General features: G+C 61.5%; 12 protein-coding genes. 3 read left to right on the forward strand and 9 right to left on the reverse strand.

Annotated features, from left to right (window positions below):
* Nucleotides 1-4: 4 nt before the first annotated feature.
* From M0808_RS08695 to M0808_RS08705, 3 genes are read left to right on the forward strand one after another with little or no spacing between them, the layout of a single operon-like run.
* Nucleotides 5-1108: an efflux RND transporter periplasmic adaptor subunit gene (locus tag M0808_RS08695; RefSeq protein ID WP_247840746.1), complete on the forward strand. Its 1104-nt coding sequence runs from the start codon at nucleotides 5-7 to the stop codon at nucleotides 1106-1108.
* Entirely contained in the window at nucleotides 1105-2169 is a 1065-nt protein-coding gene (locus tag M0808_RS08700) for an efflux RND transporter periplasmic adaptor subunit (RefSeq protein WP_247840748.1), read from the forward strand. The genes M0808_RS08695 and M0808_RS08700 overlap by 4 nt, the downstream gene beginning before the upstream one ends.
* Nucleotides 2166-5219, forward strand: a complete 3054-nt coding sequence (locus M0808_RS08705) for an efflux RND transporter permease subunit (RefSeq protein WP_027611180.1) — start codon at nucleotides 2166-2168, stop codon at nucleotides 5217-5219. Before M0808_RS08700 ends, M0808_RS08705 begins: the two co-directional genes overlap by 4 nt.
* Nucleotides 5220-5321: 102 nt before the next feature.
* Here the strand turns inward: M0808_RS08705 and M0808_RS08710 are convergent, their stop codons facing one another.
* The 9 genes from M0808_RS08710 to tcyN form a co-directional block, all read right to left on the reverse strand.
* A complete protein-coding gene (locus M0808_RS08710; RefSeq protein WP_247840750.1) occupies nucleotides 5322-5951 on the reverse strand; it encodes a class I SAM-dependent methyltransferase in 630 nt (209 codons plus the stop codon).
* 172 nt (nucleotides 5952-6123) lie between these two features.
* Nucleotides 6124-6768, reverse strand: coding sequence for a methionine ABC transporter permease (locus M0808_RS08715; RefSeq protein ID WP_027611182.1), 645 nt, complete (start codon nucleotides 6766-6768; stop codon nucleotides 6124-6126).
* Nucleotides 6758-7879, reverse strand: a complete 1122-nt coding sequence (locus tag M0808_RS08720) for an ATP-binding cassette domain-containing protein (protein ID WP_247840752.1) — start codon at nucleotides 7877-7879, stop codon at nucleotides 6758-6760. Before M0808_RS08720 ends, M0808_RS08715 begins: the two co-directional genes overlap by 11 nt.
* 2 nt (nucleotides 7880-7881) lie before the next feature.
* Entirely contained in the window at nucleotides 7882-8691 is an 810-nt protein-coding gene (locus M0808_RS08725; protein ID WP_134785177.1) for a MetQ/NlpA family ABC transporter substrate-binding protein, read from the reverse strand.
* A 121-nt stretch (nucleotides 8692-8812) separates the two neighbouring features.
* Entirely contained in the window at nucleotides 8813-10171 is a 1359-nt protein-coding gene (locus tag M0808_RS08730) for an LLM class flavin-dependent oxidoreductase (RefSeq protein WP_247840754.1), read from the reverse strand.
* Nucleotides 10171-11364 (reverse strand): SfnB family sulfur acquisition oxidoreductase, encoded by a 1194-nt coding sequence (locus M0808_RS08735; protein ID WP_247840756.1) that lies wholly within the window; start codon nucleotides 11362-11364, stop codon nucleotides 10171-10173. The genes M0808_RS08730 and M0808_RS08735 overlap by 1 nt, the downstream gene beginning before the upstream one ends.
* A 35-nt stretch (nucleotides 11365-11399) precedes the next feature.
* The gene (locus M0808_RS08740) at nucleotides 11400-12641 is read right to left on the reverse strand and encodes an SfnB family sulfur acquisition oxidoreductase (RefSeq protein WP_097086876.1); all 1242 of its coding nucleotides are present in this window, start codon (nucleotides 12639-12641) and stop codon (nucleotides 11400-11402) included.
* Nucleotides 12642-13036: 395 nt separating this feature from the next.
* Entirely contained in the window at nucleotides 13037-13801 is a 765-nt protein-coding gene (locus tag M0808_RS08745) for a hypothetical protein (RefSeq protein ID WP_115988455.1), read from the reverse strand.
* A gap of 465 nt (nucleotides 13802-14266) precedes the next feature.
* Nucleotides 14267-15016 carry an L-cystine ABC transporter ATP-binding protein TcyN gene (gene tcyN, locus M0808_RS08750; RefSeq protein WP_098966659.1) on the reverse strand — a complete coding sequence of 250 codons (750 nt, stop codon included), beginning with the start codon at nucleotides 15014-15016 and terminating at the stop codon, nucleotides 14267-14269.
* Nucleotides 15017-15020: the final 4 nt, after the last annotated feature.

Genomic DNA, 15020 nt, shown 5'->3' on the forward strand with positions numbered 1-15020 from the left:
CTGCATGGCGAGTCCCGGATTGAAAACAGCTGTCGTGCTGAGCCTGCTCACGTTGCTGACCGCTTGCGGCAAGAAAGAAGCCCCGGCGGAGTACCTGCCACGGGTCTTTGTGCAAGAGGTCAAACCGGCGGACTATGCCGCTGCCGTGACTCTCACCGGTGACGTGCAGGCGCGGGTGCAGACCGAACTGTCGTTCCGGGTCGGTGGCAAGATCATTCAGCGCATGGTGGATGTCGGCGACCGGGTCAGCGCCAAACAGGTACTGGCCAAGCTCGATCCCAAGGATTTGCAGACCAACGTCGATTCCGTGCAAGCCCAGGTCATCGCCGAACAGGCGCGGGTCAAGCAGAGTGCGGCGGCATTCGTGCGTCAGCAAAAGCTGCTGCCCAAGGGCTACACCAGCCAGAGCGAATTCGATTCCGCCCAAGCCGCGTTGCGCAGCAGCCAGAGCGCCCTGAGCGCGGCGCAGGCGCAACTGGCCAATGCCAAGGATCAACTCAGTTACACCTCGCTGGTCGCTGACGCCCCCGGCATCATTACCGAGCGCCAGGCTGAAGTCGGCCAGGTGGTCCAGGCCACCGCGCCGATTTTCAAACTGGCCCGCGATGGCGATCGTGACGCGGTGTTCAACGTTTATGAGTCGTTGCTGGCTGAGCGCCCGGCGGAGCGTTCGATTGTCGTCAGCCTGCTCGACAACCCCAACATCAAGACCACCGGCACGGTGCGTGAAATCACCCCGGCGGTGTCGGCGCAGTCCGGCACGGTGCAAGTCAAAGTCACCCTCGACAGCCTGCCGCAGGGTATGCAGCTCGGCTCGGTGGTCAGCGCCACGGCCAAGGGCAGCGGCAAGTCGGCGGTGGAATTGCCGTGGTCGGCGCTGACCAAAAACATCAGCGATCCGGCGGTGTGGATGGTTGACGACAAGGGCGAAGCGCAGCTGCACAACGTCACCGTCAGCCGCTACCTGATCGGCAAGGTCATCATCAGCGACGGCCTCAAGGGCGGTGAGAAAGTGATTGTCGCGGGTGGGCAACTGCTGCACCCGGGCATGAAAGTCGAAATCGCCGAAAACACCTACGAAGGTCTGCAACCGGGAGCGCAGCCATGAAGCGTCTGGGGCTGTTGTCCATTGGCGTGCTGCTGGCCGCCTGCTCGAAAAGCGAGCCACCGCCGGAGCCGGTGCGGCCGGTGCTGTCGATCAAGGTACAGGCGCTGAACGAGGAAACCCTCGGGCGTTTCGCCGGCAGCATTCAGGCGCGTTACGAGAGCAACACCGGGTTCCGCGTCGGCGGGCGCATTGCCAGTCGCAACGTCGATGTCGGCGCCGAGGTGCAAAAGGGTACGCTGCTGGCGACCCTCGACCCGTCCGATCAGCAGAACCAGTTGCGTTCGGCCCAGGGTGACCTGGCCAAGGTTCAGGCGCAACTGATCAACGCCCAGGCCAATGCCCGTCGGCAGCAGGCGCTGTTCGATCGCGGGGTTGGCGCGCAGGCGCAACTGGACATCGCCACCACCGACCTGAAAACCACTCAGGCCTCGCTCGATCAGGCGCGGGCGGCGGTCAACCAGAGCCAGGATCAACTCGCTTACACCGAATTGCGCGCCGACCACAAAGCCGTGGTCACCGCGTGGAATGCCGAGGCCGGGCAAGTGGTGACAGCAGGTCAGCAATTGGTGACCCTGGCGCAACCGGACATCAAGGAAGCGGTGATCGATCTGCCGGACACGCTGGTCGATGAAATTCCTTCCGACGTGGTGTTTCTGGTGGCCGGGCAACTCGACCCGAGTATCAACACCACCGCAACCATTCGCGAAATCGAACCGCAGGCCCAAAGCGCCACGCGCACCCGCCGCGCGCGGCTGACCCTGGCCAACACGCCGGACGGTTTCCGCCTCGGCACGGCGATCAGCGTGACCCTCAGTTCGGCGATCAAGCCGCGCATCGAATTGCCTGCCACCGCCCTGCAGGAAGCCGACGGCAAGACCCGCATCTGGGTGATCGACACCCAAAGCAAAACCGTCGCGCCCCGTGACGTCAGCGTGATCAGCCGCACCGACGGCACGGTGGTGCTGGCCGGCGGGGTCAAGTCCGGCGAGCAGGTGGTCACCGCAGGCGTTAACAGTCTCAAACCCGGACAAGCCGTGAAACTCGACGAGGACAGTCAATGAAAGGCTCTTTCAATCTCTCCGAATGGGCCCTCAAGCATCAGTCGTTTGTCTGGTACCTGATGTTCGTCGCGCTGCTGATGGGGGTGTTTTCGTACTTTAATTTGGGGCGCGAAGAAGACCCCTCGTTCACCATCAAGACCATGGTCATCCAGACCAAATGGCCGGGTGCGACCCAGGAGGAAACCCTCAAGCAGGTTACCGATCGCATCGAGAAAAAGCTCGAGGAGCTCGACTCCCTCGACTACGTGAAAAGCTATACGCGCCCCGGCGAATCGACGGTCTACGTGTACCTGCGCGACACCACCAGCGCCAAGGATATTCCGGAAATCTGGTACCAGGTGCGCAAGAAGATCGATGACATTCGCGGCCAGTTTCCCCAGGGCATTCAAGGCCCCGGGTTCAACGACGAGTTTGGCGATGTGTACGGCTCGGTCTACGCGTTTACCGCCGACGGCCTGACCATGCGCCAGTTGCGCGACTATGTGGAGCAGGCCCGCGCCGAGATTCGCAACGTCCCGGGGCTGGGCAAGATCGAAATGATCGGCCAGCAGGACGAAGTGATTTACCTGAACTTCTCCACCCGCAAACTCGCCGCGTTGGGCATCGACCAGCGTCAGGTGGTGCAGAGCCTGCAATCGCAGAACGCCGTGACCCCGGCGGGGGTGATCGAGGCCGGCCCGGAGCGCATTTCGGTGCGCACCTCGGGGCAGTTCGCTTCGGAGAAGGATCTGGCCGAGGTCAATCTCAAGCTCAATGACCGCTTCTATCGTCTGGCCGATGTCGCCGACATCAGTCGCGGTTACGTCGACCCGGCCACGCCGGAATTTCGTTTCGACGGCAAGCCGGCAATCGGTCTGGCGATTGCCATGCAGAAGGGCGGTAACGTCCAGGAATTCGGCAAGGCGCTGCACCAGCGGATCGACCAGATCACCGCTGATTTGCCGGTTGGCGTCGGCGTCCATACGGTGTCCGATCAGGCCGTGGTGGTGGAAGAGGCGGTCGGCGGTTTCACCAGTGCGCTGTTCGAAGCGGTGGTGATCGTGCTGGTGGTCAGCTTCATCAGCCTCGGCGTGCGCGCCGGGCTGGTGGTGGCGTGCTCGATTCCGCTGGTGCTGGCGATGGTCTTCGTGTTCATGGAATACAGCGGCATCACCATGCAGCGGATTTCCCTCGGGGCGCTGATCATCGCCCTCGGCCTGCTAGTGGACGACGCGATGATCACCGTGGAGATGATGGTCACGCGCCTGGAAATGGGTGAGACCAAGGAGCAGGCGGCGACGTTCGCCTACACCTCGACGGCATTCCCGATGCTCACCGGTACGCTGGTGACCGTCGCCGGTTTCGTGCCCATCGGCCTCAATGCCAGCTCCGCCGGCGAGTACACCTTCACCCTGTTTGCGGTGATCGCGGTGGCGATGCTGGTGTCGTGGGTGGTGGCGGTGTTCTTTGCGCCGGTGATCGGCGTGCACATCCTCAGCACCAACGTGAAACCCCATGAAGCCGAGCCGGGCCGCATCGGTCGGGCGTTCAACGGTGGTTTGCTGTGGTGCATGCGCAATCGTTGGTGGGCGATCGGCATCACCGTGCTGCTGTTTGTGCTGGCGGTGTTCTGCATGCGCTTTGTGCAGAACCAGTTCTTCCCGTCGTCGGATCGCCCGGAAATTCTCGTCGACCTGAACCTGCCGCAAAACGCCTCGATCGACGAAACCCGCAAGGCCGTGGACAAGCTCGAAGCCACGCTCAAGGGCGATCCGGACATCGTGCGCTGGAGCACCTACATCGGTCAGGGTGCGATCCGTTTCTACCTGCCGCTCGACCAGCAATTGCAGAACCCGTACTACGCGCAACTGGTGATCGTCAGCAAGGATTTCGAGGCCCGTGAGGCGCTGAGCCAACGCCTGCGCGAGCGTTTGCACAAAGACTTCGTCGGCATCGGCAGTTACGTGCAGGCGCTGGAAATGGGCCCGCCGGTGGGACGTCCGATTCAGTATCGGGTCAGCGGCAAGGACATCGATCAGGTGCGCAAGCACGCCATTGATCTGGCGACCGAGCTGGACAAGAACGAACACATCGGCGAGATCATTTACGACTGGAACGAGCCGGGCAAAGTCCTGCGCATCGACATCGCCCAGGACAAGGCGCGTCAGCTCGGGCTGTCCTCGGAAGATGTGGCGAAGTTGATGAACAGCATCGTCAGCGGCTCGCCGTTGACCCAGGTCAACGACGACATTTACCTGATCAACGTGGTCGGCCGGGCGGTGAACTCGGAACGCGGCACGCCGGAAACCCTGCAGAACCTGCAGATCGTCACACCCAACGGCACGTCGATTCCGCTGCTGGCCTTCGCCACCGTGCGGTATGAGCTGGAGCAGCCGCTGGTGTGGCGTCGCGACCGCTTGCCGACCATCACCATCAAGGCTTCGGTGCGTGACGAGATCCAGCCGACCGACCTGGTGAAACTGCTCAAACCGTCGATCGATGCCTTCGCTGAAAAACTGCCGGTCGGCTACAAGGTCGCCACCGGGGGTACGGTCGAGGAAAGCGGCAAGGCCCAAGGGCCGATCGCCAAGGTCTTGCCGTTGATGCTGTTCCTGATGGCGACCTTCCTGATGATCCAGCTGCACAGCGTGCAGAAGATGTTCCTGGTGGCGAGTGTCGCGCCGCTGGGGCTGATCGGCGTGGTGCTGGCGCTGGTGCCGACCGGGACGCCGATGGGCTTCGTGGCGATCCTCGGGATTCTGGCGCTGATCGGCATCATCATCCGCAACTCGGTGATCCTCGTGACGCAGATCGATGAATTCGAGCGCAACGGCTCTGCGCCATGGGATGCGGTGGTGGAAGCGACTGAGCACCGCCGCCGACCAATCCTGCTGACCGCGGCGGCGGCGAGCATGGGCATGATTCCGATTGCCCGGGAAGTGTTCTGGGGGCCGATGGCCTACGCGATGATTGGCGGGATCGTGGTGGCGACGTTGCTGACCCTGCTGTTTCTGCCGGCGCTGTATGTGGCCTGGTACAAGATTCGCGAACCGCAGAAAGAGACCCGCTAAAGAGCGAGCGCTACGCACTCTATTCGCGAGCAAGCCCGCTCCCACAGGAGGTACGCATTCCAACTGTGGGAGCGGGCTTGCTCGCGAACGCGTCAGAACTGACTACGCAGATTTACGCCAGACGCTGGCCAGCCAAGGCTGTTGCTCGCGCGGCAATCCCGCCGGCCGGTAGTAATGCTCAAGCTCGACAAACCCCGCTGCCGTGAGCAACCCGCGCCACGCTTCCAGATCGTGGTACGAACCATAGCGCGGCCCGTTCCAGCCCTCACGGTTATCCCCGCGAGGATTGGAACTGAACAACACCCCGCCCGGCTTCAGCGTGGCATGCAGCTGCCCGAGCACACGCGGCAACTCCTGCAACGGCACATGAAACAGCACCGCATTGGCGAAGATCCCGTCGAAGCGCTCGGCCGGCAGATCGAGTTTCAGAAAGTCCTGACACCACACTTCACAGCCACTGTCTGCCCGTGCCATTTGCGCGAATTGCTCTGCACCGTCGAGGCCGACCGCAACGTGGCCCATGCGGGTGAACGTGCGCAAGTCACGCCCCGGCCCACAGCCGAAATCGAGAATGGAGAACGGCGCCGTGCCCTGGATATGGCGAAGCAAGGCGTCGATGTTCTGACTGACATCGTGATCGCGGGTGCCTTCGCGGAAGTCTTCGGCCACCGAGTTGTAGTGGCCGAGGGTGGTGGCGGTGATCTGTTCCAGATCGGAGGGCGTTTGCTTCATGGTCGAGGGCTGCGCGGGCAATGAGGATTTGCCGAATATACGCCATCAGGTCTGGGGCTGCTGCGCAGCCATTCGCGAGCAGGCTCGCTCCCACAGGGGAACGCATTCCAAATGTGGGAGCGAGCCTGCTCGCGAAAGCGGTTTCAAAAGCGTCGAATGAGCCCTGCTGAAATCAGCGCTTGTTCAGGCCCCGTGCCAGACGATCTCCACCCAACTGAATCACCGCCACCAACGCCACCAGCAACACAATCACTGTCAGCATGATCTGGCTGTCGAAACGTTGATAACCGTAGCGGTAAGCGATATCGCCCAAACCGCCGGCACCAATCGCCCCGGCCATGGCCGACGAGTTGATCATCGTCACCAGCGTAATCGTGAACCCGCCAACAATCCCCGGCAGCGCTTCAGGCAACAGCACATGCCAGACGATGTGCCAGCGTCGGCAGCCCATGGCCTGCGCCGCCTCGATCAAGCCGTGATCGACCTCACGCAAACTCACTTCGGCAATCCGCGCGAAGAACGGCGTCGCGGCAATCGTCAGCGGTACCACCGCCGCCCACACCCCGTACGTGGTGCCGACAATCAATCGAGTAAATGGAATCAGCGCGACCATCAGAATCAGAAACGGGATCGAGCGGAACAGATTCACGAACGCGCCCAACGCGCGGTTGAGCAGCGGTGCCTGATAGATGCCGCCCTTGTCGCTGGTGACCAGAATCACCGCCATCGGGATTCCCACCAGCAACGCGATCAGCGACGACACGCCGACCATCAGGAAGGTGTCGATGAAACCCTGGAGCAAACGATCAAACCACATAACCCGATACCTCCACTCGTTGCGCCCACTGCTCGGCGCGCTCGCGCAATTGTTCGGCGCTCAGGGCCGAGCCGCTGACCGCCAGCAACAGTTGTCCCAGCGCGTGGCCCTGAATCCGCTCGACGCCGCCCTGCAGCAACTTCACGCGTCCGCCGAGGGCGGCGAACAGCGCTGCCAGATCCGGCTCGTCGCTGGCACCGCCGGTGAACTGTAAACGCAGCACCACCGCCGCCTCGGAGGAGGGCGGCTGGGCATGCAGACGGCTTTGCAGTTCTGCCGGCAAGGCGTGTTGCAGCGGCGCGAGCAAGGTCTGGCTGACCTCGTGCTGCGGATTGCCGAACACTTCCCAGACCGGGCCCTGCTCGACGATCCGCCCGTGTTCCAGGACCACCACGCGGTCGCAGATTTCGCGGATCACCGCCATTTCGTGAGTGATCAGTACAATGGTCAGGCCCAGGCGCTGATTGATCTCGCGCAGCAGGCCGAGGATCGACTGGGTGGTCTCGGGATCGAGCGCCGAAGTGGCTTCGTCGCACAGCAGAATGTCCGGGTCATGCACCAATGCGCGGGCGATGCCGACACGCTGTTTCTGCCCACCGGAGAGCTGCGCCGGGTAAGCCTTGTGCTTGGCTTGCAGGCCGACCAGTTCGAGCAGTTCACGCACCTTCTGCTCGCGTTGCGCCTTCGGTACGCCCGCGACTTTCAGCGGCAGTTCGACGTTCTGCCACACGGTCTTGGCCGACATCAGGTTGAAGTGCTGGAAGATCATGCCGATGCGTCGGCGCAGGGCGACCAGCCGGTCTTCATCGAACTCGCCGATGTCGACCTGATCGATCAGCACCCGCCCCGCAGTCGGTTGTTCCAGACGATTGATCGTGCGGATCAGCGACGACTTGCCGGCGCCGCTGCGCCCGATGATGCCGAACACCTCGCCGCGCTGGATCGCCAGATCGATGCCTTGCAGGGCCGCCACCGGGCCTTGTCGACCTTCGTAGGTTTTACCCAGGCCGATGAAGCGCACGTGGGCGCGATTCAGCTCGGGATGCAGTTCGGTTTTTTCAGCATTTTCTGGCTCTGGAATCTCCAGTCGCCGTTGGATCGCGGCCGTCATGTTCAGCTTTCCCAACCGGCCTGATACAGCTTGCCGTGAGCCTTATCCAGCGCGGCGCGAACGGCCGGCGAGTGCTGGTAGATGTCGACGAATTTGATCAGGCGCGGGTCGTCCTTGCTCTTAGGCTGGATGACGAACTGGATCACGTATTCCTTGTGGTCGAGACCGTCGAACAGCAGCGCCGAGCCGGCATCGAAGGTTTTCGCCAGACGGATGTAGGCCGGGTAGCCCTGGACCAGATCGGCGTCATCGTAGGCGCGCACCAGTTGCACGGCTTCGACTTGCAGGATCTTGATCTTCTTCGGGTTGGCGACGATGTCGTCTTCGGTGGCCTTGTAGCCGACCCCCGGTTTCAGGGTGATCAGACCAGCCTTGGCCAGCAGTTGCAGACCGCGACCGCTGTTGATCGGGTCGTTGGCGATGGCGACGCTGGCGCCTTCCGGCAACTCGTCGAAGCTTTTGTATTTTTTCGAATAGAGGCCGACGTTGTTGATGATCCCCGGGGCGAACGGCACCAGGTCAAAACCGGAGGCAGCCTTGGCGTTTTCGAGGAACGGGATGTGCTGGAAGTAATTCACATCGATGTCGCCGGCGGCGAGGCTGACGTTCGGTGCGATCCAGTCGGTGAACTCCACCAGCTCGACTTTCAGGCCTTGTTTGGAGGCCTCTTCGACGGCGGCTTCCAGGGGAATGGCGAAGGCGGCGGTGGTGCCGATTTTAAGGGGTGCATCGGCGGCGAACACCGCCGAGCTGAACAGGCCGAAGGCCAGGGCCAGTGCTTTGACTGGGTGGGACAGGAATTTGTTGGTCATGGTGGTTTTTCCAGTCAGTGCAAAAGTTTGTGGTGTCTGGTCGGGCCTCTTCGCGAGCAAGCCCGCTCCCACATTTTGGAATGCGTTCCCCCCTGTGGGAGCGGGCTTGCTCGCGAAGCTTTTAGTGGCGAAATGAAGACCCGATGTGTTGCTCTGGGAGTTGCGCCGCCCCGTGAAACAGCTTCTCGCGCAAACTGCCGCTGTCATACGCAGTCTTGTACGACCCACGCCGTTGCAGCTCCGGAATCACCAGCTCAATGAAATCGACATAGCTTTCCGGGGTAACGATGCGCGTCAGGTTGAAGCCGTCCAGCCCGGTTTCGGCGATCCACGCTTCCAGTTCATCCGCCACCTGCTCAGGCGAGCCGACCACGGTGATGTAGCGGCCACCGAGGGCGTGCTGATCGAGCAATTTGCGTCGGGTCCAGTCGTTGTTCTGCAGGTTTTTGGTCGCGGACTGGATGGCATTGCTCTTGACGTACTGGATCGGTTCGTCGATTTCGTACTGGGAAAAGTCGATGCCGGTGGAGGCTGAGAAATGCGCGACGCCGGCCTCGGCGCTGGCATAACTCAGGTACTCGGAGTGCTTGGCCCACGCGGCCTCTTCGGTCGCGCCGACGATCACGTTGAGGCCCATGAACACCTTGATGTCCTCGGGATTGCGTCCGGCTTCGACGGCGCTGGCGCGGACCTTGTCCACCTGCACTTTGGTCGACGGTTTGTTCTGGCCGCTGATGAACACGCACTCGGCGTGACGCCCGGCGAACAGCAAACCGCGGTCCGAACTGCCAGCCTGGAACAGCACCGGCGTGCGCTGCGGCGACGGCTCGCAGAGGTGATAACCCTCGACCTGATAGAACTCGCCGTGGTGCTCGACCTTGTGCACCTTCTCCGGCTGCGCATAGATGCGCTGCTCACGGTCATTGAGCACCGCGCCGTTTTCCCAACTGCCTTCCCAGAGTTTGTAGAGCACTTCGAGGTACTCGTCGGCCTGATCGTAGCGCCGGTCATGCTCGACCTGTTCGCGCAGGCCCATGGCCTTGGCGGCGCTGTCGAGGTAACCGGTGACGATGTTCCAGCCGACCCTCCCACGACTCAGATGATCGAGCGACGACATGCGCCGGGCGAACAGATAGGGCGGCTCGTAAGTGAGGTTGGCGGTGAGGCCGAAGCCGAGATTTTTCGTCACGGCGGCCATTGCCGACACCAGCAGCAACGGGTCGTTGACCGGCAACTGGATCGACTCTTTGAGCGTGACGTCCACCGAGTTCTGGTAGACGTCGTATACGCCGACGATGTCGGCGATGAACAGTCCGTCGAACAAACCGCGCTCCAGCAACTGCGCCAGCTCGGTCCAGTACTCGATGGTGTTGTAGCGCGTCGACGTGTCGCGTGGATGCGTCCACAGGCCGTGGTTGATGTGGCCGATGCAGTTCATGTTGAACGCGTTGAGCAGGATCTTCTTTTTTGCGCCGCTCATCAGATCGTTCCTCGCAGCGGAGGCTTTTCATCGTTGAGGTAGTAATTGCCCACCGCGTGATACTTCCAGCGCACCGGGTCGTGCAGGGTGTGCACCCGAGCGTTGCGCCAGTGGCGGTCGAGGCCGTGCTCGATCAGGGTGGCCTGACTGCCGGCCAGTTCGAACAGCGTGCTGCCTGCGGCGAGCGAGATTTCGGTGCTGATCGCCCGTGCTTCGGCGACGGCAATCGACGCGGCAGCGACAGTTTCGGCATTGGTCTCGGCCTGGGCCTTGTCGAGGAATTCGCCGGAGCGCTCCAGCAGTGCTTCGGTGGCGTGCAGACGAATGCTCAAGTGGCCGAAGCTCTTCAGGGTCAGCGGGTCTTCGGTGGCCTTGTCGTTACCGGAGTCGATCCATGGCCGGGTCTTGCTGCGCACGAAGTGCAGCGCATCTTCATAAGCGGCGCGAGCGATGCCAGTGTCGATGGCGGCGTGAAGGATCTGCGCCAGCGGGCCGACCGTGGTCGGACGCTCGAAAGCGCTCTGAAACGGTATTACGTCCTCGGCGGCAACGTAGACGTCTTCGAACACCACGGATCCGCTGCCGGTGGTGCGCTGACCGAAACCACTCCAGTCGTCGATCACCGTCAGGCCCTTGCTGTCACGCGGGACGAAGGCCAGTTGCTGCACGCCATTTTCATCGACCACGGAGGTCGGGATACGCTGCGCGTAGATCGCGCCGGTCGCGTAAAACTTGCGCCCGTTGATGCGATAGCCGTCGCCGTCACGCTTGAGGCTGGTGACGCGGTCGTGGGCGGTTTTGGTACCCAGTTCCGCCAAGGCGTTGCCGAAGCGCTGGCCGGCCAGCACCTCGGCGTACAGGCGTTGTTTCTGCTCGTGGCTGCCGTTAACGCGCAGCACTTCAAGGGCGTAAAAGTGGTTTTGTGGAATCTGCCCGAGGGAGCCGTCAGCCTGAGCGATCAGGGCAATGACTTTGGCCAGGGTCACGTTGGACACGCCGGCGCCGCCATACTCCTTGGGGACGCTGATGCCCCACAGGCCGGAGCGGGAAAATACGTCGAGCTCCGGCAGTGGCAGGCGGCGTTCACGGTCGCGCACGGCACTGTCGCGTTTGAAATCTTCGGCCAGGTCGCTGGCGACGATCAGGGCTTGCTCATCGCTGGTGATGACCGCGACGGGGTGGGAAAAAGTCATGGGTTTCTCCAGGCTCTTGAGAAAGTGTGCGGTCGTTAAATCCAGGAATGGCGGGCCGGCAAAGTACCGTTCAGGCGATAGGCGCCGACCGCGTGATATTTCCAGCGCACCGGGTCGTGCAGGGTGTGCACCCGGGCGTTGCGCCAGTGGCGGTCGAGGTTGAATTCGGCGAGGGTCGCGCGGCTGCCGGCCAGTTCGAAGAGTTTTTCGCTGGCCTGCAGCGAGATCTCGGTGGTCAGCACTTTGGCCTCGGCCACCGCAATCGAAGCGCGGGCGGCGGACTCGGCGGTCAGCGGCGCGGCATGGACTTGGTCGAGCACTTTGCCGGCCTTGCGCAACAGTGCTTCAGCCGCGTGAAGTTCGATTTTCAGTTTGCCGATGTCGGCGATCACGTAGAGGTCATCGCTGGCGCGCTCAACCTTGGCGTCGATCCAGGGCCGCGCGCGAGTTTTGACGAACTCGATGGCATCGTCGATGGCGCCACGGGCGATGCCGGCGTCGATGGCTGCCTGAATCAGCTGCGACACCGCGCCTTGAGTGTTGGGCTTCTCGTTGATCTTCCAGTTATCGACGACCAGGCTCGACTCGACGCGCACGTTGTTCAGCAGAATCGTGCCGCTGGCAGTGGTGCGCTGACCGAAGCCCGACCAGTCATCAACGATGCGCAGGCCCGGGGTGCCACGGCGGACGAAGGCCAGCACTTGTTTGCCGTCGTCATTGAGCGCCTTGACCGCCACCCAGTGCGCGAACAGCGCGCCGGTGGAGTAGAACTTCTGGCCGTTGATCACGTAATCGTCGCCGTCGGCGGTGATGCGCGCTTTCAATTCCAGGGTGTTTTTGGTGCCGCGCTCAGGACCCGCATTGCCGATGCGCCAACCTTCCAGAACACTCTGGAACAGCTGTTTTTTCTGCGCTTCGGTGGCGCTGCCGAGTACCAGATTGATGATGCCGAACTGGTTCTGCGGGATCTGTCCCAGCGCCGGATCGGCCGCGGAAATGATTGCGAACACTTCGGCCAATGTGACGAATGAAACTTGGGGGCCACCGTATTCGCGCGGGATCGCAATGCTGCCGAGGCCGCTGCGGGTGAACTGTTCGATTTCCGACCATGGCAGCTTGCGCTGGCGGTCGCGCTTGGCGGCCTGCGCGCGGGCGACTTGCGCCAGTTCGTGGGCTGCCTTGATGGCTTGGGCGTCGTTGCGCAAAACCTGCGCGGGCAACAACAGTGGGGCGATGTCCAGATCAGACTGGAGATTTGCGTCTGCCAGGCTGGACATCAGTGCCGCTCCTTGGCTGCACGCAATGCCCTGGCGATCTGCACTGGGGTGATTGTGTTCCGGACCATACTACCTACCTCACATCTCATGAAAAACGCCGCAAAAGTGCGGCGAACGAAAGAATGTCCGGTGGTCCGGTTTATATACCCTAAGCGTGTATAAATATTAAATAAACTAACTTTTAGGAATATGTATAGAAGGGGCGGTGGTCGGGTTGGTTAACAGTCTCTCAGCCGTGGCAATACAACCTGTGGTGAGGGGATTCATCCCCGACAGGCCGCGCAGCGGCCTTTTCTGAGTCATAAAAAACGGGATTGCTTCGCAGTCCATCGGGGCGGTGCGACGTTTCGCTAAATCACCTCACTACAAAGCCCCATGAGCACAGGAATGCGGCATCAATCCTTGGTCGATTCAGCGGCCTTCAGCGTTTGGCGCAGCGGCACCTTCAGATAAGGATTCACGCAACCGATCTTCAGCGTCCGTGGCGGTGCCCAGCGTGAGTTGTTGCCCACCCAGTCGATGACGCAGTAGGTCACGTCCAGACGCAGATCCTCACCGCCCTCGACGATCACTGCCGGTGGCACCCAGACCTGAATCGGCAGGCCGACATCGGCAGCGGTGATCCGGGCCAGGTCCATACGCACGTCGCCCCAGCGCAAGGTGATGGCGTCGTCCTCGGCCATGTTCAGGTAGGGTTCGATGGTCAGTGGCACACCGCGTTTGATCTGATTGGGGTTCACGCCCTGGCGGCGAATGGTGTCGGGCAGCGAGACGGGTGCCAGTTGCTGATTCTCGTCACCGCAGAGCGGCGAAGGCTGGCCGCCGGGGCAGTCGAGCTTGACCTGAACCCGCGTTGCCGCCGACAGCGCCGGTCCCTGACCGATCTGCATCACTCGATAGTGAATCCGTGCGGTGCCACTGGCGATAAAGCTCTCCGGCACCCGCAGGCTGATCGATGCGCCGACGTCTTCGCTGGTCAAGACTCGCGAGGCGACGTAGCAGTTGTTCCAGAACAGTTCGATCAGATCACCGGCGTCCATGCCGGAGTAGGGCAGGACATCGATCAGCAAATGCGCGGCAGCGGCCAGATTGATGGCGTTTTTGGATGCGGACGCCAGATTCGGCGCTGCCAGTTCGGGGGCGTGCGAAGTGCGGGTCATCGGGTTCTCTCCTTGAAGTCTTGCAGCGAATTCCGTTTCTTGAAACAACAAAAGGCGTGATGAATCGGTAATACAACCGTGAACTTTGTTCGGGCTGAGTAAGCGTTGATTCAACTAATGGGTGCCGGTTGGCGACTAGATAAGAGCGTGCCGGAAAGAGTGTCAATAGAGTGCCTTAGTTAATCTGTGAATTACCGATTAATCAGAAGCGTCCTACGCTGACGAGGCATCCTGCCTAGCGGTGATGGCGAATGGAACTACGATTTTTCGCGAGTTTTGCGATTTTTGTGCCGGTCGATTTAGATCATTTCACAGGCACGAAAGCGCGCCGCAGATTACTTGTATCTGTTGCAGAACATATATGTATTGTTTTGACAGGTTTAAGCTGGAGGGATTTGGAAGTTTTCAGGCGCGGTAAGTAAAACTTCCGTCCATGGAAGTTGATGACTCAAGAAAATAAGTATCTCAGGCGTGATTCAGGAACTTGCTGAGAAACTGTCTGGTGCGTTCTTCTTTCGGGTTGGCAAACAACGCCTTGGCTTCGCCTTGCTCGACGATCACGCCCTTGTCGAAAAACACTACACGGTTGGCCACGTCGCGGGCGAAACCCATTTCGTGGGTGACGATGACCATGGTGCGTTTTTCTTCAGCGAGACCGCGAATGGTCGCCAGTACTTCGCCCACCAGTTCCGGGTCGAGGGCCGAAGTTGGCTCGTCGAACAGGATCACTTCCGGCTCCATCGCCAGCGCCCGGGCAATCGCCACGCGCTGTTGCTGACCACCGGACAGACGACGCGGATACGCATCTTCCTTGCCGGCCAGACCGACCTTGGCCAGCAGCTTCATGCCCAGGGCAACGGCTTGCTCGCGCGGCATCTTCTTGACCACGATCGGCCCTTCGATGACGTTTTCCAGTGCGGTGCGGTGGGGGAACAGGTTGAAGTTCTGGAACACGAAACCCACGTGCTGGCGCAGGTTGCGCACCAGACTCTGCTGCTGGCTCAGCGGGCGGCTGGTATCAATCTCGATATCGCCGACCTTGATCCGGCCGCTGGTGGGCTCCTCAAGGAAATTCAGGCAGCGCAGGAACGTGGTCTTGCCCGAACCGCTGGGACCGATGATGGCCACGACCTCGCCTTCCTTCACCTCAAGATCGATGCCCTTGAGCACCTCTTGACCCTTGAACTGCTTTGTCAGTTTTTCTACGACAATCATGGGG

The sequence above is a fragment of the Pseudomonas sp. MWU12-3103b genome (genome assembly GCF_023100615.1).
Taxonomy (GTDB): Bacteria; Pseudomonadota; Gammaproteobacteria; order Pseudomonadales; family Pseudomonadaceae; genus Aquipseudomonas; species Aquipseudomonas putida_A.

Excerpts from the sequence above, each read along its gene's own strand:
- M0808_RS08695 (WP_247840746.1), top strand. The coding sequence starts at position 5 with ATGGCGAGTCCCGGATTGAAAACAGCTGTCGTGCTGAGCCTGCTCACG.
- M0808_RS08700 (WP_247840748.1), top strand. The coding sequence starts at position 1,105 with ATGAAGCGTCTGGGGCTGTTGTCCATTGGCGTGCTGCTGGCCGCCTGC.
- M0808_RS08705 (WP_027611180.1), top strand. The coding sequence starts at position 2,166 with ATGAAAGGCTCTTTCAATCTCTCCGAATGGGCCCTCAAGCATCAGTCG.
- M0808_RS08710 (WP_247840750.1), bottom strand. The coding sequence starts at position 5,951 with ATGAAGCAAACGCCCTCCGATCTGGAACAGATCACCGCCACCACCCTC.
- M0808_RS08715 (WP_027611182.1), bottom strand. The coding sequence starts at position 6,768 with ATGTGGTTTGATCGTTTGCTCCAGGGTTTCATCGACACCTTCCTGATG.
- M0808_RS08720 (WP_247840752.1), bottom strand. The coding sequence starts at position 7,879 with ATGACGGCCGCGATCCAACGGCGACTGGAGATTCCAGAGCCAGAAAAT.
- M0808_RS08725 (WP_134785177.1), bottom strand. The coding sequence starts at position 8,691 with ATGACCAACAAATTCCTGTCCCACCCAGTCAAAGCACTGGCCCTGGCC.
- M0808_RS08730 (WP_247840754.1), bottom strand. The coding sequence starts at position 10,171 with ATGAGCGGCGCAAAAAAGAAGATCCTGCTCAACGCGTTCAACATGAAC.
- M0808_RS08735 (WP_247840756.1), bottom strand. The coding sequence starts at position 11,364 with ATGACTTTTTCCCACCCCGTCGCGGTCATCACCAGCGATGAGCAAGCC.
- M0808_RS08740 (WP_097086876.1), bottom strand. The coding sequence starts at position 12,641 with ATGTCCAGCCTGGCAGACGCAAATCTCCAGTCTGATCTGGACATCGCC.
- M0808_RS08745 (WP_115988455.1), bottom strand. The coding sequence starts at position 13,801 with ATGACCCGCACTTCGCACGCCCCCGAACTGGCAGCGCCGAATCTGGCG.
- tcyN (WP_098966659.1), bottom strand. The coding sequence starts at position 15,016 with ATGATTGTCGTAGAAAAACTGACAAAGCAGTTCAAGGGTCAAGAGGTG.